We start from the raw sequence: 26,003 nt of genomic DNA, 5'->3' as shown, positions 1-26,003 counted from the left end.
CTATATCGCGGCAACCCTCCGCAAGATCCTCGACCAGCACATGCAGAGCGATATCGCCGAGCTTATGCCCTGGAACTTCGCTGAATAGTCACGCGGCAAGCCGAAGGGTGGTCAGGCTGCGCTTACGCGGCAGGCGACAGCGACGCGACAAGAGCCTCGCGCTCCTCGCGCACCCGCTCGGCGAGCTGGCGCTTGACCTCCTCGGCGAGGCTCTGCGCGTTGATGCCCCTGGATACCCCGAATTCCTGGCACAGGACGGCCTTGACGGTGTTGCCGTCCGGCTCGTCCCCGGCGGCTTCGACGATCTCGATCGCGCGCGAGACCTGGGCTTCGGTGTATTTCGGCGGGCGGCCTTCGCGGGGCTTGTCGGTCATGGTCACTGTCCTTCTTCGGGTTCCGCAATGGGTTTGCGAAAGCGGGTTTGCGATAATGGGACGGAGAGGAGGGTCCCAAGGGTAATGTTGGTCGCTTCGTGCCCGGCGAAAAACGCGAGGTGACCCGGGGGCCGGATAAGGCCCTGGTTGCCGCGAAACGCCTCGACTCCGTGCTGTCCTCGATCAGGAACCGGCGGGCGGGGAGGCCCCCTCATCCCGGTCCCCTCATCGATCCCGAGGCGAAGCCTGGCCTTTTCAGGGGGTTCTCTCTTTTCCGGTTTTCCGGGTTTTCGAGACCCGGAAACCCTCGGACGATCAGGCTGTTCCGCGCGCCGTCGCGTCCCTGATACGGGGTGGCGGCGCCTGGGGGCGGCGGGAGGCCACCGTCATCCGGCCACGGACGAGGCGCCGCCGGGGCGGCCCCGCCGGTGTCCGGGCTGACACGGCGCGGTCCGTTTCCGCCGGCGAGGGATCGGTCTCACCTTCTGACGGAACCGATCCGGAATGAGGACCCCATGGCCCCGTATGATGATCCCCACGCCTCCGTCGACGCCGCTGTCACGTCCGTGCCGACCGACATCCAATCCGACTTCATGTACCGCATCCCGCGCGGGTTTCACGAGTATGTCGTCGACCTAGAGCTCGATCTTGACGCGCTCCGGCTCTTGCACGCGCTCATCCATGCGACCTGCCGCGAGGTGCGGAACTGGTATCGCAATAATTTCGAGCTCCCCGCCGGCGGCCATGCCCGGGCCTGCGTCGCGATCAAGACCTTGCTTGGAACGGCCGCCGCGAACGACAACCGGTCGCTCACGCGCGGAGCCGAGATCCTCCGGCAGACCTGGTTGTTCGACGTCCTGAGCTTCGAGCACCGGTGCCGGGTCGTGCGCTGGAAGTTCAGCGATATTGCCGAGGCCTGGCTGTTCCGGGATGATGAATACGGCCTTTTCGACATTCGCAGGCTTGCCGACCTGAGAACCGCTCTCGCGCTCCGCCTCCATACCGAGGTCGGACTGGTCCGGCGCATGCGCCGACCGCAATGCGCCTTCGCCGTTCCCGATCTCTGCGCAGAGTTGCGGGCGGGCGGTGTCCCGAGCTGGGCGCGTCTGCGCAAGCCGTTCGTCGGCAGCCTCCAGAAGATCGCGGCGCGCGAGAACATGCGGTTCGTGGTGCTGCTGCACTGGCAATACGTGCTGCCCGGAATCGATACCGTCATCATCCGCGCCGAGCATATGCACTCGACATGGCAAAGACCGCAGCTGTTCAAGCGCCCGCGGGGTCGGGGTCAGACGACCCGGGCCCTTGTCATCGACGCGACCACGGTCCGCGATGTCGCGTTGACGAACCTGCCGGATGCCGTCGAGCCGGTCGCGGCCTGGCGCGCGCGTCTGACGGCGTCATGATCCGGCAGTTCTTGACCCGGGATCTTCGGCCTTTCCCGCCGCGCCCCGACCTGTGGCCGCCTTACCCGTGAAAGATCCCGCACCCGGATTTTGAGATCGCCCCGGTTTTCCCTTTCTCCTCCTCCGGAGGTGCGGAATGGACATCGACCGGGCGACGCTCGAGGACCTGAGGACGTATTTCAAGCTCGGCCGAAAGGCTGGGCGCAACGACGTTCGGCCCGTCCGCAATCTGCTGAAATCTCTCGGCGTGAATGTCAGAGGGACCACGGTGCCCTGGCCCGTTGTCGTGCGCGCGATGGGGCTGAACCCTGACCTGTCCCCAGAGCAGTTCGCGGATCTCAAGACGCCGCTGATGACGACGGCGGATATCGCGGCCTTGCTCGGTGTGGATCGGGAAACGGTCCATCGCTGGCGGCGGGAGGGGCGGGCCGACATGCCCGCGCCCCTGCAACTCGGTCCGCGCCTGACGCGGTGGATTCCGGCCGAGATCCACGCCTGGGAAGGCCTCCGCGACAGGCCGAATTTTCCCCGTCGCAAGACCTCGGCCCGCCCGGCCTTCGGTGCCCTGAAACCCGCCTCCCCGAAATGACCCACCGCCGAAACCACGAGCAGAACAGGACCTTTGATATGGAAAACGCGAGCAGGACACGCCGATACGGACAAGGCGATCCTGACAGGATCACCCGGTGCATTTCACGGGCGGAAACACCGGGCGTGTCCCTGTCATCTCCGCGATTTGACCACGCAATCGCGGACACGACAGGGGAGACACGCCCATGCTGAACCTCACGATGCCGAAATCAGGCACGGCCATTCCGGTTCCGCCGGCAGGACCGGTGCTGACAGACGTGCTTGCCGATATCGACCGCCGGGAGATCGCCGGCGAGATTTCCAAATCAACCGCCGACAGCTACCGTGCCGCCATCCGCACGCTCGCCCGGAAGCTGAACCGACCGGTCGAGACCTGCCCGGTCGATCTTGACCAATTCGACCGCCTCTATCCGCTCGACGGGTTCGACCCGGACTGGAACCGGACCGAGGCCGCATATCTCACATGGCGGAACCGGACCCGGACAAGCCTTGAGAATTTCCTCGGGATCGCGGCCACCAAACAGGCGCTGCGCGATGTCGAGGATGGATGGTCGGACCTGCTGGCGGTGCTCGAACCGTATACCAAGGATCATCCGACGCGGTGGGTGATCGCGCCGCAGAAGCTCATCGCTCTCAAGAGTTTTGCCCAGACCTGCCGGGCGCATGATCGGCAGCCCTGGCAGGTCGATCGCACGTTCATGATCGAACTCGAGTCCCTCTACCACGGCAACCGGCGGAGCAGCCACCGGACCGCTGCACGCCGCATGGACGCGTATCGGAAAGTCCCGGAGGCCTTGCCGCTGTTGCCGCCCCAGCCCATCGGGTTTGCGCCCGAGCACCACGATGCGCCGCTGGAAATCCCGGCGGCCGTTGCCGCGGAATTCGAGCCCTGGATCATTGCTGCTACCGAGACCGATTGGGACCCGATCACGCAGGAGAACACGACCCGGCACGAAAAGCATGCGCATGTCGCGCGCGCGGCGTTCCGCACCTATCTGCGCTGCGCCGTCTCGATCGGCGCGCTCGACGCCGGGGCGAACAGCTGCCTGCCGGCCTGCCTCGACGAGACCCGCGCCGCGGACGTGGCCCGCGCCCTGCTTGCACGAGTCGGCCTGCCGACGACCGAAGGGGGGCTCACGCGGCGCACCGTCCGGAAGTACCTCAAGACCATTTGCCAGGTCCTCCGGGTGGCCGGTCAAGAGCCGGTGACGCTGGAGCAGGCGCTGAAAGCCAACCTGGATCTCAAGGCGGGGGCGAAGGACGACAGGACGATGACGCCGGGGAACCGGGCGTTCTGCGAGCGGCTCATCGCCCGGCGCGACCTGCGGCTGACATTCCTCGGCTCCTACCTGGCCCTGCGCCGCGCCGCCGAGGCCATTCTCGACCGGGCCAAGGTCGAGGGACGGGCGCTCACGAGACGCGAACGGTCGCGTGTCTGCATCCTCGGCATGTGCGCGGTCTTCGCCGCGATCGAGATCGCCGGGGCCCCCTTGAGGGTCTCCAATGTTCTCAACGCAACGCTTTATGGCCCCGGTGCCTGGGTCACGGTGCCGGAGAAGGGCAGGAAGACGCCGATCCGGGTCTTCATCCCGGCCGCGCACACCAAGGCCAAGGAAGAGGACATCCAGTTTACGATCCGGCCGAACAAGTATCGCGGCCACGACACCATATTGTGGTTCGTCCGCGAGATCCGGCCGCTGATCCCGGGGGCGAAGGACAACCTCTACCTGTTCCCGTCGCCGCGGACGCCCGGCGCGCCGGTCTCGGACAGATGGTTCCGCGCGGAGTTCCAGAACGCGACCCGGTCGATCGTCGGCTTGCCGATGAATCCGCACCAGTTCCGGCACGGCCAGGCGTCGCTGCTGCTCAACAAGCATCCCGAGGAGGTTCTCGTGATCGCCAGACGCACCGGGCACACGGTCGACGCCTTGCTGCGCTTCTACGGATTCATCGATGCGCTGAAGGCGATGGAGCGCGGCCAGGACCTGATGATCGGGCTGATCGATGACTGAGACGACCGCCAGACGATCCTATGACACCCGCAGCCCGGCGGACATTCTCGCCGGGCCGCGCTTCGCCCCCTATCGTGACCTGCAGGGGGTCGCGGACATCCCCGTCCGCGAGCTCCGCATGCTCGACCGGTTCCTCGCCTGGGCCGAGGCCCGGTCCCTCGAGACGCCGTGCATCGACGACCTCCTCGCTCTTGCAGAGGAGATCGGATCGGCCCGGGCGCTCGCCGACCTGCGCCTCGCGTTCGGGAAATTCCTGCCCGCCGACGCACAGATCCGCGCCGTGGTGCAGGAGGCGATCCGGATGCAGAAACCGCGGTCGCGGCGCTGCGATCGGCGCAGCCGGGAGGAAATACTGTCCGGCGCGCACTTCGCGCCGTACCGGGACCTGCCCGGCATGTCGGACGTGGCGCTGGAGGACCTCCGGGTTCTCGACCGGTTCCTCGTCTTCGCCGTCCAGAATGGGGTGGAGATCCCGACGCCCCGGGATTTCCTGGCGTTCTCCGCCGACACCACGTCGTCCCGCCGCCTGCGCGCGCTCGAAGCCGCCTTGGCGCGCCTGCTGCCGGGAAACCCCGCGGTCGTCCTGACCCTGCGCGAGGCCATTCAACTCAAGACGCCGGAAAAGGAGCGCCGGAAGCCGGCGAAACCGCGGCCCGCGGACCTGAGCCTGCCGCTCTCCGACCTGCCCCTGGGCTGGCAGCGGACGCTTGCCGCCCTGCGCGCGGGCGGGGCGCTCGATGGCCACGAGGCTCTGGCGAAGAGCGTGGTCACGAGCATGGAAGAGACCCTCCGGGCCTATGCCCGCACAATGACCGATAACGGCCTGCCGATCGCGCTCAGCCTGACCGGCATCCGGCTTCACGAGGATCGGCTCCGCGCCCGGGGGCGCCGCCCGGCGACACTGCACACCGCCACGATGCGGCTTCGGCAGTTCGGCCACCGCATTGGCGAGGAGGCCTATATTCTCGAGGCCCTGAAGACCCACGAGAAGACCCTGCGCCGGGCCAAGCGGGGCGTGGTGCCGCTCAAGGAGGCCCGGCTCGCCGCGATACCGGACCTGCAGGAAACCTGGTCGCTGGCCCTTGGCCTCCTCGAGGCAAGCCATGGTCCGGGCGACCGGGCCAGCCTCTTCCGGTTGCGGAACGAGGCCGCCGTGCTCGCGCTCTGGACCCTTCTCCCGCTGCGGTTGGAGGACGGCACCCTGCGCTGGGGGGAGCATGTTGTCTTCGAAGACGGCCAGTACTGGATCGATATCACGACAAACAAGGAAGGGGTTCCGCTGCGCGGCCGCCTTCATCCGCGCCTCACACGGTTCCTCGACGCGCTGGTGCTCCAGGGGGTCGACCCGGCGTATCTGCCCGAGATGCGCGAAAGAGCGCAGGAGCGCCGGGCCCCCCTTTTTCGCAAGTCCGATGGCGCGGCGTTGTCGAAGGGCTACCCCAGCACGGTCTGGCGGAAACACCTCGGCACCGGGGCGCATATCGCGCGCACCCGGATCCACACGGAACTCGGCAAGCTCGGCCCCGCGGGCGTGGACGCAGCCCTCGCCCTCTGCGCCCAGATCGACCCGGAGAGCCGGCTGTTCTACCAGGGCAAGGCCGTCGCCGCGGCGCAGATGGCCCGGGGACAGGAGCTGGTCGAGGGGCTGTTCGCGGAATTCGAGGGGGAGTTCTGATCGACCGCCGCTTATTCCATCGATACCAGAGGCTGTCGAGGTCCTGCCCAACCGATCCCGACACGACGCCCTGCACGCGCGTGCGGCGCGACAATCAGGATGAGAGCGGCGCGCCGGGCCCGGATCTCCGGTCGGGCTACGCCCTCCCTGCAATCCGCGCCCGGCGCGATGTAGTACCAGTCGGTCCGGGCCTCAGGTCACATCGGCGCGCGAAGTCATTTCTTCAAAGAGGTCCCGAACGGTTTCAAACATGGCGCCGGCACGCTCGAACAGGCGGTGCGGCGTCGTGGCACCGGTCTGTGACCAGTCGAAGGAACAACAGATGGAGCGTTCTTCAACGAAAAGGTCGTAGTCTTCGTCGCTCCGGAAAGTCATCGCCTGAGCTTCGGAGAGGTCCAGAAGCTGGAGCGTGTCCTCGCCGTCCGGATTGGACGGGTCGCAGGTAAAGAGCCAGACTGAGCCGGCGCTGATGTCCCCGACCAACGGGGCGTGGTGGATGATGTAGCCGATCCCGGGCGGTGCCGCACAGTAGCCTGCGGTATTCTTTTCTATCTTCATTCTCATCTTCCTTCTTTTTGTACAAGAGGGGTTGCCGGGCGCGAATGGCGCTTCTCTCGCCAAGCGACCTGGCGGGACCTGGGGGGGCATGCCCGCCCGGATCCCGCCGCACGTTACCTGTCAGCGGGACGTGTTGAGGCCCGCGGCATTCGCCCAATCCGCGATCTGGTCCGCCACAAGGTTCGGATCGCGATCAACGATCGGGGCAAGCAGCCAGGTCCGCCGGTTCTCCCGGATGACCTGGTCGGCAAACGGAGACTTCAGCATCTTGTGGTAGGCCCTCTCACCGAAGCGGAGGCGGACGCCGTTTCCGAAGGTGTCGATATGCAGGTCGCTTGAATGCATGGGCATGTGAGTTCTCCTTCTGTTGGTGCCTGGAGGAATTGGTATCGTGTCGAGCCGAGCCAAAACGCGAATGTGGAGTAATCGGCCGATCGGGCGGGGCGAGCCTCTCTCGACAGCCGAAACACTGGGACATTTCGCCTGAAGGACGCGGATGGGAGGCGTCCTGTCACCTTGGAGGATGCCCGTCGCGCCTGTGTTGCGCGTTCGGATGGTGCCCACCGGATGGTCCAGCAATCGCTGAAGGGAACAGGCTATCACACGGGCCGGGTCGATGGCCTCTTGGGGCCGGGATGCAGCGGGCCTTTGAGCGCCTCATGGCCACGGAGCGCTACAGGTACCATGCCTTCCGCTGGACCTGGAGCCACGAGGCCCGCGTGACCGATACGCACTTTTTTTTGACCTCCGATGCCTTCCCCGCGCCCTGACCGCCGGGAGCGCGGGCGCCGCAGGAAGACCGCCGCTTGCCGAGCCGGCCAAGGACGAACTGGTCCATGGGGCGCGGCCCGTGGTTCCGGCGCGGTCCTCGGGGCGAGACCGCGCCGGACCCCCCAGCCGCGCGAAACCGAAACCCGGGTCGAAGCATCCCGATACCAACCTTTCTGCTGCCAACGACGCGCTTCGCCCGCCATCCCCCGGACCGAAAGGAGGTCAGCGCCGGGTCCTGTGACGCTGCCGCATGGGGCGGCAGCACCGCATGGAGGAAACCCATGTACGTCAAGGATAATTTCAAGACCGGCACACCGGTCACCTGCGACCCGCGCCTGGCAGCGGCGCGCCACTTCTGCAACGAACATGGCGAGGCGCTCGTCACGGCGGCGGCGCTCCTCGGGGGCGCGCGCTGGGAAAGCCGGGCGCTGGGGCTTCTCGAGGCCATGTCCGGCGCGGACCGCCTCACGCGCGGGCTCGAACGGGACCTCGTGGCGCTGCACGGGCTGCTCGCCCTCGACCATGTCGACGATCTCGACAGCGTCGAGGCCGCGCGTTTCGCGGAGATTCACCCCGCCGATCCGCGGGTCGAGGATCTCTGCCGGCTCACGGATCGCCTCGGGACCCTTCTCGGCGAGATCGCCGGGCCGCCCTCGCCAGCCGCCGCGGCGGCCGCGTGATTTCCCTCCGGCCCCCAGGCCGGGGGCCGGGAGTGACGGGGGGCGGCATGGGGCTGCCCCCGCGAACCCGGAGAGGGAAACATGCAGAAACACGATCGCCAATCCGAAAGCCTGGAAGACCTGGCGGCGCGGGGGCTCCGCCTCGGGCGGGAGGTCGCGCTCCTCGCCCGCGACATGCAGCCGGGCGCCGACTCGCAGGAGGTGGCGTACCTCCAGCGATGCCTGTCCCCGCTGCGCGACGACAAGGTGTTCGACCGGCTCCACGAGGGCGGCTTCGAGGCGGCGCTGACCCGGCTGCGCGCGCTGCGCGATGCCGAGGAACTCGGCCGGCACCGTGAGTTCATGGGGTTTCAGGACCCCGAGGGCGATGCCGTCGGGATCGTCCAGGAGGTGGTGGAGTACTCGGACCACGGCCGCGCGCTCGCGGGGCTGGTCGACCGGCTCGAGACGGTCCTGGCCCTCCGCCGGGACGTGCTCGACCGGCTCGAGGCTGAACGGCTCCTCCTCGGCCGGACCTGAGGGCCGGTAGCGAAAAGACCCGCTCGGGGCAGGAGCCTCATTCTGCCCCGACGCATGCCCCTTGCGCGTTACCGCCAGTCATGACGCCGATCGGTTAACCATGAAGGCAATCCGTGCGCGTTCTCGCGACCGGCAGAGCAGGCATGGACCGATCTCCCCCTCATCAAGAAAACCGAACCCCACGTGGCGACCACCATGGACGGATACGACTCTCATCCCTTTGCCGGACATCACGTGCGGAACGCCGCGACGGCAGCCTCGCTCGTGTTCCTCACGGCGGAGGAACTGGCCGGTGTCATGCGCTTTCCCGATGGTCCGGACTCCAAGTTTCGTCGCTGGGTCAGACAGACCGGGATCGAGCCTGTTCCCGGACGCCCCCATCTCTTTGACGCGCATCTGGTGCGCGAGCGATTGAACGCGCTCCAGGGGATCGTCCCGTCGGAGCCGACATCCTCGAAGCCTATCGAAAACAACCTTACCGAGTTGAGGAGGATGCGCCGTGCCACGAAAACGTAGTACGAGCCGACGGAGCAATGTGCCGAAAGGGGTCCAGATCGTGGTGAAGACCCTCGCCGATGGCACGGTACGTGAGTATCATTACGTTCGCCGTGGGGGGCCGCAATTCTGGCATTCCGGCCAGGACTTTGGCTTGGGAAGCGACGAATACCTGGCGGCGTATATCGAGGCGAAAGAGCGAGCCCAGAACAAGCGCGGCGCTCGCAGCAAGCCGTGTTACGTGCCGAACCTCGTGTCGACCGGCGCCATCATCGTGAAATTCAAGCAATCGGCTGAATATGTCCAGTTGGCGGAACGCACTCGCCGCGACTATGACAGCTTCCTGAATTCGTTCGAAGCCGAATTTGGCGAAGACCCGATCAAGATGTTCGAAGAGCCCGATTCGATTGCGGAGATCGTGACCTGGAAGAACAAATGGTCCCATTCGCCGAAAAGATATGATTACGCAGGCGCGGTGGTGACGCTCTTGCTGAACTGGGCGAAACAGACCCGGTACATCGACATGCACCATCATTCTGGGGTCAAGAAGACCTATCGGGCGAACCGGGCCGAGATCATCTGGCTGCCGCGCGAGGTGAATGCCCTGCTGGAAGTCGCCACCGAGGCGGAGAAAAGGGTGGTGATCGCGGCGTCCGAGGGCGGGTTGACGCCGCAGGATATCGGCATTCTGACCCGCAGCCATGTGCAGAGCACGCCGTTGGGGCGCCGCATTTACTTCAGGCGAACTAAGAGCGGGAAGCCCGTGAGCATCCCTGTCACACCGGCAATGGCGAGCGTCATCGACACCACGCCGGAAGACCAGGAGTATCTGATCACCTCCCTGACCGGAAAACGGCTCACATCTTTGCGGGCGTCGGCGATCGTTCGCGAGCTGAAAAAGCGGGCGAACGAGGCGGCGAAGGCAGACAGGACGAAAATCCACATCCGGGATGAATTGCGCCTGAACGACATGCGCGGGACCGCCGCGACCGCGCTCCTGCGGGCGGGCTGCACCCTGAACGAGATCGCCGTGACCATGGGATGGGGGATCCGGCATGCCGCCAACATCATCGAGCGCTATGCCGCGCTCGTTCCCGAGGTCTCGGATGAGGTGTTGGCCAAGCTGACGGCGGCCAAGGAGAGGCAGCGACAGGAGAACGAGAGAGCGAAAGGAGCCTCGGGAAGTCGAGGCTGAGTATGCGCCTCCAGCCGGTGAGGTCGATGCTCCTCGGGTCGCGATCTCGCTCCCATCAGGCTTACAATCCGCGCGTTCAAAACCGGGCCAGGGCCATGCCCTGCGCCCGGTTTTCCGTGTCTAGAGGGGAGAAGGGGGCGGCCCGGTCCATCCCGAAATGAGACGCGGATCGGGCCCGGTTGGCAAACCGGGTTGGCAAACCAAGCCGCGAGGCTGTCGCCGTTTTGCCCTAAGTATTTGAAAGTAAATGGAGGCGAGTGCCGGAATCGAACCGGCGTACACGGATTTGCAATCCGCTGCGTAACCACTCCGCCAACTCGCCAAGCGCCGCCATGCTTAGGTTTGTGCTCGGCGCCCGTCAAGCGGTTATCCGTCGTCGCGATGCCGATCCCCGCCGACAAGGCCATCACCCGCCGGCCACCCGACCCCGGGGCCGGATCACGCCTCGGGCGGGATCAGGCAGGGCCGGGAACGGAGGGCGCCGGGCACGGTGACAAAGGCCAGCCGGCGGGCACGGCGGGCCAGCAGGCGGTCCAGGTCCTCGCGCAGGTCGGGGGGGATGCGGGCAGCGGTGCGGGCGGCGGCCTCGGCCAGCGTGGCGCGGGCGTCAAGCCCCGCATCGACCAGATGGACCGCATCGGCCTCCCCGGGGCCCAGTTCCTCGTCCAGAACGATCAGGCGGCGGGGTCCGAGACTGCGCAGCAGATCGGTCTGCAGATCGACCTGCCCGCCCAGCAGCAGGTCCAGCAGCCGGTTGCCCCGCCAGAGCCAGTCCAGCGCCCCCCAGGCCGCCCGCGCGCGGGCCGGGTGCGGACGCGGCGCGGCCAGCGTCGTGCCAAGGGACAGCACGCTCTGGCAGTCGACCGGCACCCCGAAAACCGCACGCAGGTCCAGTGCGGCGGCCAGCGCCGGACCGTTCGCGGCCAGCCCCCCATCGGTGAAGAACTCGCCCCCGATCGCATGGCGCGGAAAGTATAGCGGGGCCGCAGCCGAGGCCAGCACCACATCGACCAGCCGCAGATGGTGCTGGGCGGGGTCGTGGCTGCGAAACAGCACCGCACGGCCGCGCGTCTCGTTCACCGCCGGGATCACCAGCACATGGCGCAGATCGCCCAGCGTGATCGGCCCAAGCGCGGTCTCAAGCACCTCGCGCAGGGGACCGGGCGAGAACCGCGCACGGATCAGGCCGGGCGCGCGGTGCAGGACCGACCGGCGCGGGAAGATGCGCAGCCCTTCGGTCTCGATCAGATCGACAAGGCGCGCGGGCGACAGCCCGGCCGCCAGGCCCGCGGCCAGGATCGCACCGACCGAGGTGCCCGCGATCACCTCGACGCTGTCGGCCAGCGTGCCTTGCATGCCTCGCGCGCGGCGAAAGGCGTCCAGCCGGGCCAGCAGATGCGCGGTGTAAAGGCCCATATAGCCGCCGCCCTTCAGGGCCAGGATCGTGGCAGCGCGCGGCGGGGCAAGTGCGCCGGGATCGTTCAGCCGATCCATACGGCCTGCAGATGGAAGCCCGCCGCCCCCAGCGCCGCGAGCATGTCCCGGTCCCGAGGCCCGTCGAGCAGCGCAAGCGGCAGGTCGACGGTGCGCGCGATGGCAAGGATCTGGATCTCCAGCGTGCCGCGCGCCAGCCCCGCCCCCGCCAATGCGCGCGCGATCGGGGGAAAGGCCTCGATCTCGTCCAGCCCGAAAGGCAGGAACTTGTAGGCCGCCACCGGCGCATCCAGACCCGGCCCCTCGGGCGGACGGCATTGCCGCAGGATGTCGTCCAGGCTGTTTGTCAGGGTCGTGCGGTCGGGCTCGGGCTGGGTGGCGATGACATCCGCGGCATAGGTCAGCCCCGGTGCGGTCAGCGCGACCCGGGCGTTGGTGTCCGCAAGATGGCGAAAGACGGGCAGCGCGCCGTTGCCGTCGACGAATTGCATCGTCGGCTGGGCGCCCAGGATGATCATTCTACCCCGGCGCCCTGCCCTGCCCCCGCGCGCCGTCCATGCAGCGCCTCGGCCAGCGTGGGCGTGACATGCGCCGCCTCGTCGGGCGGGGCCAGCGCGGCCCGGGTTGCGGGCCGGTCATGGGCAAAGCGCGCGCACAGCTCCCGGCCCGAGGCAAAGCGCGGCTCGACCGCGCGCGCCAGCGTCTCGATCAGCAGTTCCATGTCCTCGCTGGCGACGACCATCGCCTCGCGCCGGTCGCGGCTCTTGGCATCGGCCACGCGCTGCGGCCCGCTTTCCGCACTCAGGTCGATCAGCCGACCGGGATTTGCCTTGAGCGCGGTGATGCGCGCCGCCTGCCCGCCCGCAAAGACCGCGTTCGCCACCATGGCCAGCCGGGCGGCGTGACGGTCGTCGAGCCCGTGCTCGACCAGCGCGCGGCCCAGAGTCCGGCCGATATCGGTGGGCGTTGAAACCGGGCTGTCGTCGTCGTCTTGCATGGAGAATGTCATGGGTGGCGTGTCCGGAACCGACCAGTCGAACCCTGCCGGAACGGCCGGTCCTTCATGTGGTCATATGTCCGGTTAATATGGTCCTATGATGGCGGTCTGTCAATGTGGACAGGGCTTGGGCCCGGCCCACGGCGCCCCGGCTCCGACCCCGCCCCGGCCGCACCGGTCTTGTGGCTGTCCCCGCCTGTCACACAAGATACAGAAAAGGCTTGCCCGAATCCCATCCCTCGGCCAGTAATATACGCTACAAACGGAACAAAACGCGGGAAACCGTAACAAACGGTTCCGGGGCCGAGGGCAAGAATGGCATACAGGCAAGAACGCATCGACCTGCTGGTCGGGGAACATGCTCAGAAACTTTCCGAGCGATTGCAGGCACATAGGGCACAGCTCTTCCCGCCGGACGCCAGACGCACCCTGCGCAAGTTCACCTCTGGCGAGGCCGCGCAATTGCTGGGCGTCAAGGATGCCTACCTGCGCAAGCTGCATCTGGACGGCAAGGGCCCAAGCCCCGAGATTCGCGGCAACGGGCGGCGCTATTACACGCCCGAGGACATCCAGTCCCTGCGCAGGCTGCTGGAGGCGGGCGCCAAGAGCCCCGGCACCTATCTTCCCGGCCGACGCAATGGCGATCACCTGCAGGTCATCACCGTCATCAACTTCAAGGGCGGCTCGGGCAAGACCACCACCGCCGCGCATCTGGCGCAGAAGATGGCGCTGGACGGCTACCGCGTGCTGGCGGTCGATCTGGACCCGCAGGCCAGCCTGTCGGCGCTGCACGGCTTCCAGCCCGAATTCGACCTGCTGGACGGCGGCACGCTTTACGATGCGATCCGCTATGACGAGCCCGCGCCGCTGGCCCAGGTCATCCAGAAGACCTATTTCACCAATCTCGACATCATCCCCGGCAATCTCGACCTGATGGAGTTCGAGCACGAGACGCCGCGCGCACTCGCCAACCGGTCGGGCAGCTTCTTCTTCACCCGTGTCGGCGACGCCCTGGCCCAGGTCGAGGCGGAGTATGACGTGGTGGTGATCGATTGCCCGCCGCAGCTGGGATTCCTGACCATGTCCGCGCTGTCGGCGGCGACGGCCGTGCTGGTGACGGTGCATCCGCAGATGCTGGACGTGATGTCGATGTGCCAGTTCCTGCTGATGGTCTCGAACCTGCTGGGTGTCGTGTCCGAGGCGGGCGCGGACATGTCCTATGACTGGCTGCGCTATCTCATCACCCGCTACGAACCCGGCGACGGGCCGCAGAACCAGATGGTCAGCTTCATGCGCTCGATGTTCGGCGATCATGTGCTGAATCACCCGATGCTGAAATCCACCGCCATTTCGGATGCCGGGATCACCAAGCAGACGCTCTACGAGGTGGAAAAGACCCAGTTCACCCGCTCGACCTACGAGCGCGCGATCGAAAGCCTCAACGCCGTCAATGGCGAGATCGAGGCGCTGGTCCAGAATGCATGGGGGCGCGGCGATGGCGCGTAAGGATCTGCTGAAGGGCCTGATCGAAACGAAATCGGCCGAACCCGAGACCCCGCCCGCCGCCCCTGCCCCGGCCCGCATCGACGCCGCGCGGCCGCGCTATTCCAAGGGCGCGATCGGCGCGGTCAGCCAGTCCATCGCCGAGCTGAAATCCCGCTCGATCTCCGAGGTCGATCCCCGGATGATCGACCAGGGCGGCTTTCGCGACCGGCTCGACCACGAAGACCCCGATCTCGACCAGCTGATCGAGTCGATCCGCCTTTACGGCCAGCAGGTGCCGGTCCTGCTGCGGCCGAACCCGAACGATGCCGAACGCTACGAGGTGGTCTATGGCCGGCGCCGCGTCGCCGCGCTCAGGGCGCTGCACATGCCGGTCAAGGCGATGGTGCGGGTGCTGGACGACCGCGAACTGGTGATCGCCCAGGGTCAGGAAAATGCCGCAAGGCGCGATCTGACCTTTATCGAACGGGCGAATTTCGCCCGCCAGATGCGCGATGCGGGCTATGACCGCAAGGTGATCTGCGATGCCCTTCATGTCGACAAGACATTGATTTCCCGTATGCTTTCCGTCGCCGACCGGGTGCCCGTCGCGCTGATCGAGGCGATCGGTTCGGCGCCGGGCATCGGGCGGGACCGCTGGGTGGCGCTGGCCGACCGGATCAGGGGCCGCGACCTGACAGAGGCCGCGAAGGGCGAGACCTCGGATGCCCGCTTCGAGGCGGTGATGGCCGCGCTGGTCCGCCCCCGCCCCCCTGCCCCGCCGCCCCAGACCGTGCGCACCCAGGATGGCGCGGCATTGGCCCGCGTCGCGCGCAAGCGCGGCACCACGGTCGTCAGCGTCGAGAACCGGACAGCCGAGGGGTTCGAGGACTGGCTCGTCGAGAACCTCGCCCGTCTTCACCGCGAGTGGTCCACCGCCCGCGGGAAGTGAGAGCAAGAGCAGCGCAATGACAAAGGAGGCACAGTAAAGGCAGGACCAAAGAAGAAGCCCCCCGAGACGTATCCCGAGAGGCCCCAATCGTTGTCTAGCACCTCCGATCTTGGGCCATGAGTTGACAGCTGTCAACAGGCGTCGTTGCGGCGGACGAAAAATCTTGCCTTCGTGAAACGTGATGGAGCATCTGACAACGACGCCCTTCGGGCGGCGGCCGGTGACGGCTGCCCTGCTGGAACAGGTACGCGAGGCCCGCCGCCCCGCCAGCCTTCCCGAATTCGACAAATGGGAACTTTTCCGCGAGCTTTGCGCCGCCCGCGCCGCATTCGGGATCAGCGACCGCGATCTGACGGTGCTGAACGCGCTGATCAGCTTTCACCCCGGCACGATCCTGTCCGAGACCGCGCCGCTGATCGTCTTTCCGTCGAACGCGGCCCTGTCCGAGCGCGCGCATGGCATGGCCGAAAGCACCCTGCGCCGTCACCTCGCGGCCCTTGTCGCCGCGGGCCTGATCGCCCGCCATGACAGCCCCAACGGAAAGCGCTACGCCGCCCGTGGCCCCAACGGCACCATCGCCCGGGCCTTCGGCTTCGACCTGCGCCCCCTGCTGGTCCAGGCCCGCCGCATCACCCATGCCGCCGCCGAGGCGCGCGCCGCTGCCGACCGGATGCGCCGCCTGCGCGAGGACGTGACCCTGATGAAGCGCGACGCCATCAAGCTGGCCGAATACGCCCAGCAGGCGGGCCTGCAAGGCAACTGGGACGCGCTGAACCTCCGCCTTCACGATATCCAGCGCGCGATGCGCCGAAAGCTTGCCTTCGCCGAACTGGAAATCCTGCGCGACACGCTCGCGAGACTCAGGGACGACCTGACCGCCCTGCTGACCGAAACAGACGAAATGGGCGGCAATGACCGCGAAAATGAGCGGCACTATCAGAATTCAGACACCAATATACTTGAATTTGAATCCTGCCGTGAAACCGCGAAGGCCAGGACACCGGAACAGGGATCGAGCCCCCCTGCCCTGCCGCTAGCGCTTGTGCTGAAGGCCTGTCCCGATATCCTCGACTACGCCCCCACCGCACCCCGGCATTGGCAGGAGCTTGTTGCGCTGGCCGGTTTCGTCCGCGGCATGATGGGCATCAGCCCCGACGCCTGGACAGAGGCACAACGCGACATGGGGCCAGAGGTGGCAGCCATCACCCTAGCCGCCATCCTTCAACGGGTCTCGGACATCCAGTCGCCCGGCGGCTATCTCCGCGCGCTGTCCCGCAAGGCGGCCGATGGGTCCTTCTCGCCCGGACCGATGGTGATGGCCCTGCTGCGGCCGAAGGCCGCGTGAGTTGACAGCTGTCAACTTGCCCCCCGGTCGTCAAGTCTGGCCCGGACCTTGTCTGCCCGCGCATCCCGCGAGCTGGTCCCACCAATGCAACCAGCGAAACCGCAAGATCAGGGGCTTGTCCTCGATGCAATCCCGCGAAAGGGCAGGGGGCTCGTCCAAAGGTCCCGCATGACGGCCAGAACGGCGCTAATATGCCTTAAAAACAATATCTTGCGGCATTTTCGGCCGAAACCCGCAGGCTTTCTCGCGTTCCGCCCACCTGACCGCCGGGACCGCCGCCCGAACGGCCCCACCCGCCCACGGTTGCGGCTGTCAACTTTCATGCCGCCGCGCTGGCCGCCGTCATCAAACTGTCAGGAAAGCTTCGAATACCGGTTCATAAATCGTTAACAATCGCCGCTATGCCCCATGATTGCTTTTGTCAGCGCGAACAACAGGGGTTCTCATGTCCAGCTTGCTGATCACCGGTATCTTCGACGGCCCGCTTGCGGGCGGCCTGCCCAAGGCCATCGAGCTTTACGTCCTCGAGGATATTGCCGATCTGTCGGTCTACGGGCTTGGCTCGGCCAATAACGGGGGCGGCACGGACGGGCAGGAATTCACCTTCCCCGCGATCCCGGCCAGCCGCGGCAGCCATATCTATGTCGCGACCGAAAGCACCGGGTTTTCCGCCTATTTCGGCTTCGCGCCCGATTTCACCTCCGCCGCGGCCTCGATCAATGGCGATGACGCGATCGAACTGTTCCTCGGCGGCGTGGTGGTCGATCTGTTCGGCGACCCGAATCTGGACGGCACCGGCACGGTCTGGGATTACGAGGATGGCTGGGCCTATCGCAAGCCCGGCGCGACCCCCAGCGCCATCTTCGACCCGTCCGAATGGCTGTTCTCGGGCAAGGATGCCAATGACAATCAGACCTCGAATGCCGGTGCGGCGACACCCTTCCCGCTGGGCACCTACGGCACCGCGCAGAAGCTGGTGATCAACGCGGTGCTCGGCTCGACCGTCAGCACGGATGTCGAATATGTCGAACTCTTCGGCCAGCCCGGCCAGTCGCTGGCGGGCCTCAGCCTGATCGTGGTCGAGGGCGATGCAGGCAGCGCGATCGGCCAGATCGACGCGCGGTTCGATTTCGCCGACGATCACGCCCTCGGCGAGAACGGGTTCTTCCTTGTGGGCAACGCGCTGGTGGCCGGCGAATATGGCGCCACGCCGAACGCGGATATCCCGCTGAACTTCATCGAGAACGGCAGCTACACGCTGGCGCTGGTCGAGACCGCCTCGATCACCGGCGGCACGGTCAGCGGCGCCGAGATTGTGCTGGACGCGGTCGGCATCACCGATGGCGGGGCAGGGGACACGTTCTTCTTCGACGCGCCGGTGGTCGGGCCGGACGGGACCTTCCTGCCTGCGGGGGCGGCGCGCGTGGTGGACGGTGCCGATACCGACACGGCCGCGGATTTCCGCATCCTCGACTTCAACAACGATCCCGCCGTGAACAATCCCCGGGCGGGGACCTTCGCCATCGACGAGGATGCCTATCAGGACGTGAAGATCCATCAGGTTCAAGGCTCGACCAACCTTGCCGACGGCACGCTGGTCGGGGTGCCGGGCGCGGCGGATGAAAGCCCGATGCTGGGCGAGTCGGTGCGGGTGCAGGCCGTCGTGACCCAGGTCCTGCCGGGGCTGGGCGGGTTCTACATCCAGGAAGAGGATGCCGATGCCGATGACGACCCCTGGTCGTCCGAGGGGATCTTCGTCGCCGCAACCGCCGCGGTTGCGGTCGGCGATCTGGTCACCGTCGCGGGCGTGGTGCAGGAACAGTTCGGCGAGACGCGGATCGCCGCGTCCTCGGTCAGCGTCGAGTCGGGCGGCCATGACCTGCCCCAGGCGGTGGTCCTGAGCTTCCCCACCGCCACGGTGCTGCGCGATGCGGATGGCGATTACGTCGCCAATCTGGAAGCCTATGAGGGGATGCGCGTCACCATCCCGCAGGAGATGACGGTCAGCGAACTGTTCCAGCTCGACCGCTTCGGCACGATCCGGCTGACCTCGGATGGACGGATCGAGACCTTTACCCAGGTCAACGAGCCCAGCGTCGAGGGCTATCAGGAGCACCTGAAACAGGTCGCCGCGCGCTCGCTGGTGCTGGATGACGGGCTGAACGTGCAGAACCCGGCCGAGTTGCTGGTGCCGTTTCTGGGCGCGGACGGGCGTCTGGACGGCGGCGACGTGTTCCGGATGGGCGATGTCTATACCGGCTTGACCGGCGTTCTCGGCTATTCCGAGGATTCCGCCTCCTCCAGCGAAGAGCCCGAATATCGCATCCACCTGCCCAGCGAAGGCACCCTGATCCAGACCAACCCGCGCGAGGCGACGCCGCCGGATGTGGGGGGGACCCTGAAGGTCGCGGCCTTCAACGTGCTGAACTATTTCACCACCATCACCGGCACGACCGGCCCCGATGGCACGCTTTCCCCGCGCGGCGCCAATTCGGTGGCCGAGTTCGAGCGGCAGGAGGCGAAACTCGTGGCCGCGATCAAGGCGGTTGCGGCGGATGTGATCGGCCTGATCGAGATCGAGAACGATCCGATGGGCTCGACCTCGCTGATCGCGCTGGTCTCGGCGCTGAACGCGGCGGGCGGCAGCTATGCCCATGTCGAGACCGGCCCGATCGAGGGCGCGATGGGCGGCGTGCTCGAAGGCGACGCGATCAAGGTGGCGTTCATCTACGACACCACCACCGTCACGCTGAACGGCGATTTCGCCCTGCTGGACGAAACCGTGGATGCCCGCTTCGCCAGTGTCGGCGTGCAGCGTCCGGCGCTGGCGCAGACCTTCACCGAGATCGCCTCGGGCGAAAGCTTTACCGCCGTGGTCACCCATCTGAAATCCAAGGGCTCGGCCGTGGGCGGCGATATCGACATCGGGGACGGGCAGGGGGCCAGTTCCACCGTGCGCACCCTGGCGGCCGAGGCGCTGGTCGACTGGCTGGCCGGCGATCCGACCGGCACGGGCGAGGACGACATCCTGATCCTGGGCGATCTGAACGCCTACCGGAAGGAAGACCCGATCACGACGATCCTGCGCGGCGCCGATGGCGTCTCCGGCACGGCGGACGATTACACCGATCTGGGCGCGGTCCATGACCCCGACGGCATCAGCTATGTCTTCGACGGCCAGACCGGCACGCTGGATTATGCGCTGGCCTCGGGCGGGCTGACGGCCAAGGTGACCGGCGCGGCCTACTGGAACATCAATGCCGACGAGCCGGACGCCTTCGACTACAATCTGGATTTCGGCCGCAACCCCGCGCTTTACAGCGATGATGCGTTCCGGTCCTCGGACCATGACCCGATCCTTGTCGGGCTCGATTTCGGCATCGCGCCGATGGTCTACACGCTGGAAATCCTGCACATGGCCGACCAGGAGGCCTCGGGCAGCTCGATCCTCTACGCGCCCAACGCCTCGGCGGTGCTGAACGCGCTGGAGGAGCAGGACCTGGGCAATGACGGGCTTGCGGACAACACGATCCGGCTGGCCTCGGGGGATGCGTTCATTCCGGGCGTGTTCTTCGACGCCTCGGCCGCGGCCTTCGGCTCGGGCGGGATCGCGGATATCCAGATCCAGAACGAGATGGGCTTCCAGGCCGTCGCCTTCGGCAATCACGAGTTCGACAAGGGCACCGCGGTTCTGGCCGGTCTGATCAGCGGCGCGGCGCCGGGCGATTTCTCGTCCCTGTCGGGCACGGCGCTGGACGGGCTGGATTTCGGCGGCACGGCGATGCCCTATCTCGGGGTCAATCTCGACGTCACGACCGATGCCAACCTTGCCCCGCTTGCGGTGCAGGGCGGGCAGGCGCCGCTGCCCAATTCGATCACCTCCTCGACCGTGATCGACGTGAATGGCGAACCGATCGGCGTCGTGGGCGCCGTCACGCCGACGCTGGGCCGCATCTCCAGCCCCGGCAACGTGACCATCGCGCCGGTCTGGGCCGGAACCACGCCGACCGAGGCCGAACTGGACGCGCTGGCCGCGATCATCCAGGCAGAGGTCGACGCGCTGCTGGCCGCCAGCCCCGAAATGAACAAGGTCATCCTGCTGGCGCATATGCAGGTCCTGAACATCGAGGTCGCGCTGGCGGGCCGCCTGTCGGGTGTCGACGTGATCGTCGCGGGCGGGTCGAACACGCGGCTGTTCGATGAAGATGACCGCGTGATCGACGGCGACAGCGTGCAGGGAACCTATCCGATCTTCGTCGACAATGCCGATGGCGGGGTGACCGCGGTGGTGAACACCGATGGCAGCTACAAATATGTCGGCCGCCTGGTCATCGACTTCGACGCCGAGGGCCGGATCATCCCCGAAAGCTACGATCCCTCCGTCTCGGGGGCCTATGCCACCGACAATGCGGGCGTTGCGGCGCTGGGAGCCGAGGGGATGGTCGATCCCGAGGTGGCCGCCATCGTTGAGGCCATCGAGGCCCAGATCATCGCGACCGAGGGCAATGTCTTCGGGATCTCCTCGGTCTTCCTGAACGGCAACCGCTCGGGCACGGCCTCGGGCAGCGATCCCGACGGGGTGCGGGTGCAGGAAACCAACCTGGGCAACCTGACGGCGGATGCCAACCTTGCCTATGCACGGCAATTCGATGACAGCGTGATGGTCTCGATCAAGAATGGCGGCGGCATCCGCGCCTCGATCGGCGAGACGGTGGTGCCCCCGGGCGGCACCGGCTTCGTGCGCCAGGCCAATGGCGAGATCACCGACAGCGCGGGCAATGTCATCAAGCCCGAGGGCGGCATTTCCGAGGCCGACATCAAGGCGTCGCTGGCCTTCAACAACGACCTGACGCTGCTGACCGTCACCCGGGCCGAACTGGTGGCGCTGCTGGAACATGGCGTTGCCGGTCTGCCGGGCGCGGCGGGCCAGTTCCCGCAGGTCTCGGGCGTGCAGTTCAGCCATGACCCCTCGCAGCCGGTGGGGGCGCGGATCGTCAATGCCGCGATCACCGACGCGGACGGCAAGGATCTGGATGTCCTGATGCGCGACGGCGTGCTGGTGGGCGATGGCTCGGCCACGGTGCGGATCGTGACGCTGGGCTTCCTCGCCGATGGCGGGGACGGCTATCCCTTCCCGACCGGGGCGGCGACGAACCGGGTCAACCTGACCGATCTGGATGGCGACGGGGTGGCCGACGGTCTGCGCGACGGCGTGGCGGTCTTTGCCGACAACGGCACCGAACAGGATGCCTTTGCCGAATATCTGGCGGCCAACCATGCCACGCCCGAAACCGCCTTTGCCATCGAGGATGCGGGCCGCGACAGCGATGCGCGGATCCAGAACCTGCAATGGCGCGCGGATACCGTGATCGACGAGCCCGAGTTCAACTTCGTCTTCGGCAGCGCGGGCCGCGACCGGCTGGTGGGCACCGATGGCGATGACGTGATCGTCAGCGGGGCGGGCAATTTCGACACCCAGACGGGCGGGGCAGGGGCCGATGTCTTCTTCTTCGGCGACGAGACCCTGAACGGCGTGCGCGAGCGTGACACGATCCTCGATTACGAGATCGGCGTGGACGCGATCGGGCTGGGTGCGGGGGTCAGCGTGGCCAGCATCCAGAAGGCCGGGTCCAGCGTGGTGGTCTATCTGGACGATCCGCTGGGCATGAACGACGCGATCTATATCCAGGGCGCGGGCGTCGATGTGGACAACATCACCTTCATCGACAACTTCTCCTGGGCGGTCGCGTGAGCGGCGGTTTGAAAACGTGAAAGGGTACAAGAACATGCGCAACCTGCTTGCTTCGCTCGCGCTCTCGCTGGCGGCCGCCTTCCCGGCCCTGTCCGCGGGCGCCGCGCCGATCATCGACCTGCCCGATGGCGAGGCCGCGTTCACCGTCTTTGACGGCACGGGCGACCTGACGCTGTTCGGCGCCGATGCGCTGGTGAACGGGTCGGGGCTTTCGGCGGCCCTGACCGCCGATCTGGCGCTGGTCTTCGACCAGGCCGACCCCTACGGCACGCTGGACGGCTTTCTCGATCTCTACGAGGGGGCCGATCTGTTCCTCGGCGGTCTGCTGGCCTCGGTTTCCGCCGAGGAGGATCTGCTGACGCTGGTCTTCGACATGCTGACCGGCAGCGCCGCGGCGCTGTTCGGCGACGCGCTGCGCGTCGAGCTGTTCTTCAACACCGAGGTGGGCGCCGATCCGCTGGCCGGGCTGGAGAGCGGCGAGGTCTATAAGGTCGTGGCCACGGGCGAAGGCCAGCTTGCGCCGATTCCGCTGCCCGCGGGGCTGCCGCTGTTGCTGGCGGGGCTGGGGGCGATGCTGGTCCTGCGCCGCCGCGCGGGGGCCTGACGGAAAGGGGGGGCCGCTCACGCCGTTCGGCCAGCGCCTCGAAAAGGCGGCATGGCCCCCCCCGGACGCCGCCCGGCACAGGCCGCAGGGCCGTTGAACCTCTCCTGAACCGGCTGACCGGACGCGGTCCGGCGAAACCGGCCCTGGCGCATTCCCCGCGGAGGGTCGAGCCGCGGATCGGGCGGGACGGTGCCGCGGCGCGGTCATTTTGCAATTTGATATGTCGGCAGTAAACGGTCGTTTCTCATCGCATGCAAGGGGCGTGCCGGACGCCTGTGCTGGCCGATCTGCGGCCGTTTCGACCGAAAAGGGCAGATCTGCGCCCCGCAACGCGCCCGGTGCGACGTGCCGGGCGAGGGTGATGCAGGGGCCGGGAAACGCCTTGTTCCGGAAAGGCATATGTAATCCGCAATAAACGCGGTTTCTGCGGGTTGGACTCGACGAGCCGTTGATTTCCGGATTCCCGATGAGGCGCCCGCTTCCCGGCCGTCCCGACCGGCAGGCCGAGCGGCTCGCCCTCGTGACGCCGCCGCCAACCCGCCGCTGGTGACGTCGCAGCCGGGCGCGGATCTTCCCGGCAAGGCGCGGCGGGTTATGTCCTATGCTGCGGCCTTGGCAGCCATCGCCGGACCTGCGCCGGACTGGCCGGGACCGTGCATGAAGGGACCGGATTGCACCGGACGAAGGCCCCTGCGCCGGGAACCGCCGGGGCGGAACAGACGTCAAAGGGAGGAAAGGATGAACACCAACGGATGGAAACCCGCCTTCGATGCCGTGCTCGACGGCGTGACGCAGGGCGAGATGGCGGCGCGCGTGCCGGGTGTGGTGGCGATGCTCACCGACCGGCAGGGCAATGTCTACGAGGGCGCGCGGGGGGCACGCGACCTTGCGACAGGAACGGCGATGACGACCGACACGGTCTTTGCCATCTTCTCGACCACCAAGGCGATCGGCGGGACCGCGGTGCTGCAATGCGTCGAGGAGGGGCTGCTCGATCTCGACGCCCCGGCCAGGGACTATGCCCCCGGTCTGGGCGAATTGCAGGTGCTCGAGGGGTTCGGACCGGGCGGCGTCCCGCGCTTCAGGCCGCCGAAATCCGACATCACCACGCGGCAATTGCTGCTGCACACGGCCGGCTTCGGCTATGATTTCTTCAACCGCGACTACCTGAAGATGGCCGCCGAACATGGCCAGCCCTCGGTCGTGACGGCCAGCCGCGAGGCGTTGATGACGCCGCTGCTGTTCGATCCCGGCGAGAAATGGGAATATGGCAGCAATATCGACTGGGCGGGCCAGGTGGTCGAGGGCATCCGCGGCAAGCGGCTGTCCGAGGTCCTGAAGGACCACGTCTTCGCGCCGCTGGGCATCACCGACATGGCCTTTACCCGCAGCGCGGAGATGAAGGCGCGCACCGCAACCGTCCATGCCCGCGGCGCGGACGGGTCGCTGACGCCGCTGGATTTCGCGCTGCCCGACAATCCCGAGATCGACATGGCCGGGCACGGGCTTTACGGCACGGTGGGCGAGTACATGAAGTTCATCCGCATGTGGCTGAATGACGGGATGGGGCCGCAGGGTCGCGTGCTGAAACCCGAAACCGTCGCGATGGCGGTGCAGAACGGGCTTCAGCCGCATCAGCAGGTGGTGATGCTGCCCGGCGTGATCCCGTCGCTCTCCAACGATGCCGAGTTCTTCCCGGGGCTGAAGAAAGGCTGGTCCCTGACCTTCATGGTCAACCAGGAAGAGGCCCCGACCGGGCGGCCCGCCGGGGCCATCGGCTGGGCGGGGCTGGCTAACCTGTTCTACTGGATCGACCGGCAGAACGGCTTCGGCGGCTTCTGGGCCACCCAGATCCTGCCTTTCGGCGATCCGGTCTCCTTTGGCGGCTATCTCGATTTCGAAACCGCGTTCTACCGCAACCTGCGCCATTCCCGTGTCGCGTGACGCCCCCGGCCGCCGCCGGTCCGTCGGCGGCGGTCCCCGGCGCAAGGCCCGCGGCCATGACGATGCGTCCTTGCCGGATCGCGCGTGCCCCGCGCTGCGCCAAATGGTCGCGCGCCCGGATGCTGGACGGGGTGTTGCCCGCCGCGATAGCGCTAACATCCCAGTCGAGGAGGGCGCAATGTCCGACACCGTTACGGCTTCCGTTAGCTTGTCCGATCACTACGATCTGACCCCGTCGCCCGACAAGTTCGAGGCGACGCGCGACCGCTATGCCCGTGTCGCCCATGTCATCCCGCCCGAGGACTGGGCGCGCCACGCGCCCCTGATCCTCGCGATCGACGCGCTCAAGCAACGGCGCAACGCGGTGATCCTGGGCCACAGCTACATGCCGCCCGAGATCTATCACGGCGTCTCGGACATCGTCGGCGACAGCCTGCAACTGGCGCAGGCGGCCACCCGGGTCGAGGCCGCGGTGATCGTGCAGGCGGGCGTGCATTTCATGGCCGAGACGTCCAAGGTGCTGAATCCTGGCAAGACCGTGCTGATCCCCGATGCCACCGCAGGCTGTTCGCTGGCCGAAGCCGCCAGCCTGACCGAGATCGAGGCGCTGCGCGCCGCCCATCCCGGCGCGGCGGTGGTCTGCTATGTCAACACGCCCGCGGCGATCAAGGCGGCGTCGGATGTGTGCTGCACCTCGGCCAACGCGGTGCAGGTGGTCGAGGCGATGCCGGGCGACACGGTCATCCTGACGCCCGACCGCCACCTTGCCGCCAATGTCGCGCGCGAGACCGGCAAGCGGGTGATCCCGGCGGGCGGGACCTGCATCGTGCATGACCGCTTTGCCCCCGAGGATCTGCGCGCCTGGCGCGCGGCGAACCCCGACGCCATCGTGATCGCCCATCCCGAATGCCCGCCCGACGTGGTGGACGCGGCCGATTTCGCAGGCTCCACCGCCGCGATGATCGCCTGGCTGCGGGCGCGCCGCCCGTCCAACGCCTTGCTGGTCACCGAATGCTCGATGGCGGCCAATATCGCGGCCGAACTGCCCGAAGTGTCGCTGACCCGGCCCTGCAACCTCTGTCCGCACATGCAGAAGATCACGCTGGAAAAAATCCTCGCCTGCCTGCATGCGATGCAGGGCGAGGTCACCGTGGCCCCCGACCTGGTGGCCCCCGCCCGCCGCGCGGTCGAGCGCATGATCGAGATCGGGCGTGCCTGAC

At 67.1% G+C, this 26,003-nt stretch carries 21 protein-coding genes and 1 tRNA gene; 15 read left to right on the top strand and 7 right to left on the bottom strand.

Annotated elements, in window-relative coordinates:
• Positions 1-122 precede the first annotated feature (122 nt).
• Positions 123-374, bottom strand: coding sequence for a helix-turn-helix domain-containing protein (locus NHN26_RS14265; RefSeq protein ID WP_253090077.1), 252 nt, complete (start codon positions 372-374; stop codon positions 123-125).
• A gap of 515 nt (positions 375-889) precedes the next feature.
• Between NHN26_RS14265 and NHN26_RS14260 the strand changes: the two genes are divergently transcribed.
• From NHN26_RS14260 to NHN26_RS14245, 4 genes are all read left to right on the top strand, one after another.
• Positions 890-1,777, top strand: a complete 888-nt coding sequence (locus tag NHN26_RS14260) for a hypothetical protein (protein WP_253090076.1) — start codon at positions 890-892, stop codon at positions 1,775-1,777.
• A 136-nt stretch (positions 1,778-1,913) separates the two neighbouring features.
• Positions 1,914-2,366: a helix-turn-helix transcriptional regulator gene (locus tag NHN26_RS14255; RefSeq protein ID WP_253090075.1), complete on the top strand. Its 453-nt coding sequence runs from the start codon at positions 1,914-1,916 to the stop codon at positions 2,364-2,366.
• 187 nt (positions 2,367-2,553) lie between these two features.
• Complete coding sequence (locus NHN26_RS14250) at positions 2,554-4,380, top strand: site-specific integrase (RefSeq protein WP_253090074.1); 1,827 nt, start codon at positions 2,554-2,556, stop codon at positions 4,378-4,380.
• Positions 4,373-6,055 carry a site-specific integrase gene (locus NHN26_RS14245; RefSeq protein WP_253090073.1) on the top strand — a complete coding sequence of 561 codons (1,683 nt, stop codon included), beginning with the start codon at positions 4,373-4,375 and terminating at the stop codon, positions 6,053-6,055. The genes NHN26_RS14250 and NHN26_RS14245 overlap by 8 nt, the downstream gene beginning before the upstream one ends.
• Positions 6,056-6,247: 192 nt before the next feature.
• Here NHN26_RS14245 and NHN26_RS14240 read toward each other — a convergent pair whose 3' ends face one another.
• Positions 6,248-6,613 (bottom strand): hypothetical protein, encoded by a 366-nt coding sequence (locus tag NHN26_RS14240; protein WP_253090072.1) that lies wholly within the window; start codon positions 6,611-6,613, stop codon positions 6,248-6,250.
• 120 nt (positions 6,614-6,733) lie between these two features.
• Positions 6,734-6,964, bottom strand: a complete 231-nt coding sequence (locus tag NHN26_RS14235; RefSeq protein WP_253090071.1) for a hypothetical protein — start codon at positions 6,962-6,964, stop codon at positions 6,734-6,736.
• Between the two features lie 701 nt (positions 6,965-7,665).
• Between NHN26_RS14235 and NHN26_RS14230 the strand changes: the two genes are divergently transcribed.
• The 4 genes from NHN26_RS14230 (at position 7,666) to NHN26_RS17610 (ending at position 10,273) form a co-directional block, all read left to right on the top strand.
• On the top strand, positions 7,666-8,064 hold the full coding sequence (locus NHN26_RS14230; protein ID WP_253090070.1) for a hypothetical protein: 399 nt from the start codon (positions 7,666-7,668) through the stop codon (positions 8,062-8,064).
• An 81-nt stretch (positions 8,065-8,145) separates the two neighbouring features.
• Positions 8,146-8,583, top strand: coding sequence for a hypothetical protein (locus NHN26_RS14225; protein WP_253090069.1), 438 nt, complete (start codon positions 8,146-8,148; stop codon positions 8,581-8,583).
• A 195-nt stretch (positions 8,584-8,778) separates the two neighbouring features.
• Positions 8,779-9,099, top strand: a complete 321-nt coding sequence (locus NHN26_RS14220) for a hypothetical protein (protein WP_253090068.1) — start codon at positions 8,779-8,781, stop codon at positions 9,097-9,099.
• Positions 9,100-9,139: 40 nt separating this feature from the next.
• Complete coding sequence (locus tag NHN26_RS17610) at positions 9,140-10,273, top strand: tyrosine-type recombinase/integrase (RefSeq protein WP_253090067.1); 1,134 nt, start codon at positions 9,140-9,142, stop codon at positions 10,271-10,273.
• 248 nt (positions 10,274-10,521) lie between these two features.
• Here the strand turns inward: NHN26_RS17610 and NHN26_RS14210 are convergent.
• The 4 genes from NHN26_RS14210 to NHN26_RS14195 form a co-directional block, all read right to left on the bottom strand.
• Positions 10,522-10,595, bottom strand: a tRNA-Cys gene (locus NHN26_RS14210).
• A 116-nt stretch (positions 10,596-10,711) separates the two neighbouring features.
• Positions 10,712-11,767, bottom strand: a complete 1,056-nt coding sequence (locus tag NHN26_RS14205; protein WP_253090066.1) for a CBASS cGAMP-activated phospholipase — start codon at positions 11,765-11,767, stop codon at positions 10,712-10,714.
• Positions 11,755-12,225 carry a hypothetical protein gene (locus NHN26_RS14200; RefSeq protein ID WP_253090065.1) on the bottom strand — a complete coding sequence of 157 codons (471 nt, stop codon included), beginning with the start codon at positions 12,223-12,225 and terminating at the stop codon, positions 11,755-11,757. The genes NHN26_RS14205 and NHN26_RS14200 overlap by 13 nt, the downstream gene beginning before the upstream one ends.
• Positions 12,222-12,704, bottom strand: coding sequence for a hypothetical protein (locus tag NHN26_RS14195; protein WP_253090064.1), 483 nt, complete (start codon positions 12,702-12,704; stop codon positions 12,222-12,224). Before NHN26_RS14195 ends, NHN26_RS14200 begins: the two co-directional genes overlap by 4 nt.
• A 315-nt stretch (positions 12,705-13,019) precedes the next feature.
• Here NHN26_RS14195 and repA point away from each other — a divergent pair, with 315 nt between their 5' ends.
• The 7 genes from repA to nadA all read left to right on the top strand — a co-directional run bounded on the left by repA (position 13,020) and on the right by nadA (position 26,002).
• A complete protein-coding gene (gene repA / locus NHN26_RS14190; protein ID WP_253090063.1) occupies positions 13,020-14,210 on the top strand; it encodes a plasmid partitioning protein RepA in 1,191 nt (396 codons plus the stop codon).
• Positions 14,200-15,138 (top strand): plasmid partitioning protein RepB, encoded by a 939-nt coding sequence (gene repB, locus NHN26_RS14185; protein WP_253090062.1) that lies wholly within the window; start codon positions 14,200-14,202, stop codon positions 15,136-15,138. Before repA ends, repB begins: the two co-directional genes overlap by 11 nt.
• A gap of 181 nt (positions 15,139-15,319) precedes the next feature.
• Positions 15,320-16,483, top strand: a complete 1,164-nt coding sequence (gene repC, locus NHN26_RS14180; RefSeq protein WP_253090061.1) for a plasmid replication protein RepC — start codon at positions 15,320-15,322, stop codon at positions 16,481-16,483.
• A gap of 445 nt (positions 16,484-16,928) precedes the next feature.
• Positions 16,929-22,235 (top strand): ExeM/NucH family extracellular endonuclease, encoded by a 5,307-nt coding sequence (locus tag NHN26_RS14175; RefSeq protein WP_253090060.1) that lies wholly within the window; start codon positions 16,929-16,931, stop codon positions 22,233-22,235.
• 34 nt (positions 22,236-22,269) lie between these two features.
• Entirely contained in the window at positions 22,270-22,839 is a 570-nt protein-coding gene (locus tag NHN26_RS14170) for a hypothetical protein (protein ID WP_253090059.1), read from the top strand.
• A 738-nt stretch (positions 22,840-23,577) separates the two neighbouring features.
• The gene (acmB, locus tag NHN26_RS14165; protein WP_253090058.1) at positions 23,578-24,783 is read left to right on the top strand and encodes a methyl acetate hydrolase AcmB; all 1,206 of its coding nucleotides are present in this window, start codon (positions 23,578-23,580) and stop codon (positions 24,781-24,783) included.
• Positions 24,784-24,961: 178 nt separating this feature from the next.
• A complete protein-coding gene (gene nadA, locus NHN26_RS14160) occupies positions 24,962-26,002 on the top strand; it encodes a quinolinate synthase NadA (RefSeq protein WP_253090057.1) in 1,041 nt (346 codons plus the stop codon).
• Position 26,003: the final 1 nt, after the last annotated feature.

This window comes from Rhodovulum tesquicola (genome assembly GCF_024128855.1).
In the GTDB taxonomy this organism is placed as follows: Bacteria; Pseudomonadota; Alphaproteobacteria; order Rhodobacterales; family Rhodobacteraceae; genus Rhodovulum; species Rhodovulum tesquicola.
The sequence above is the reverse complement of the archived record's forward strand: the minus strand, read 5'-3'. Positions and strand labels throughout refer to the sequence as shown.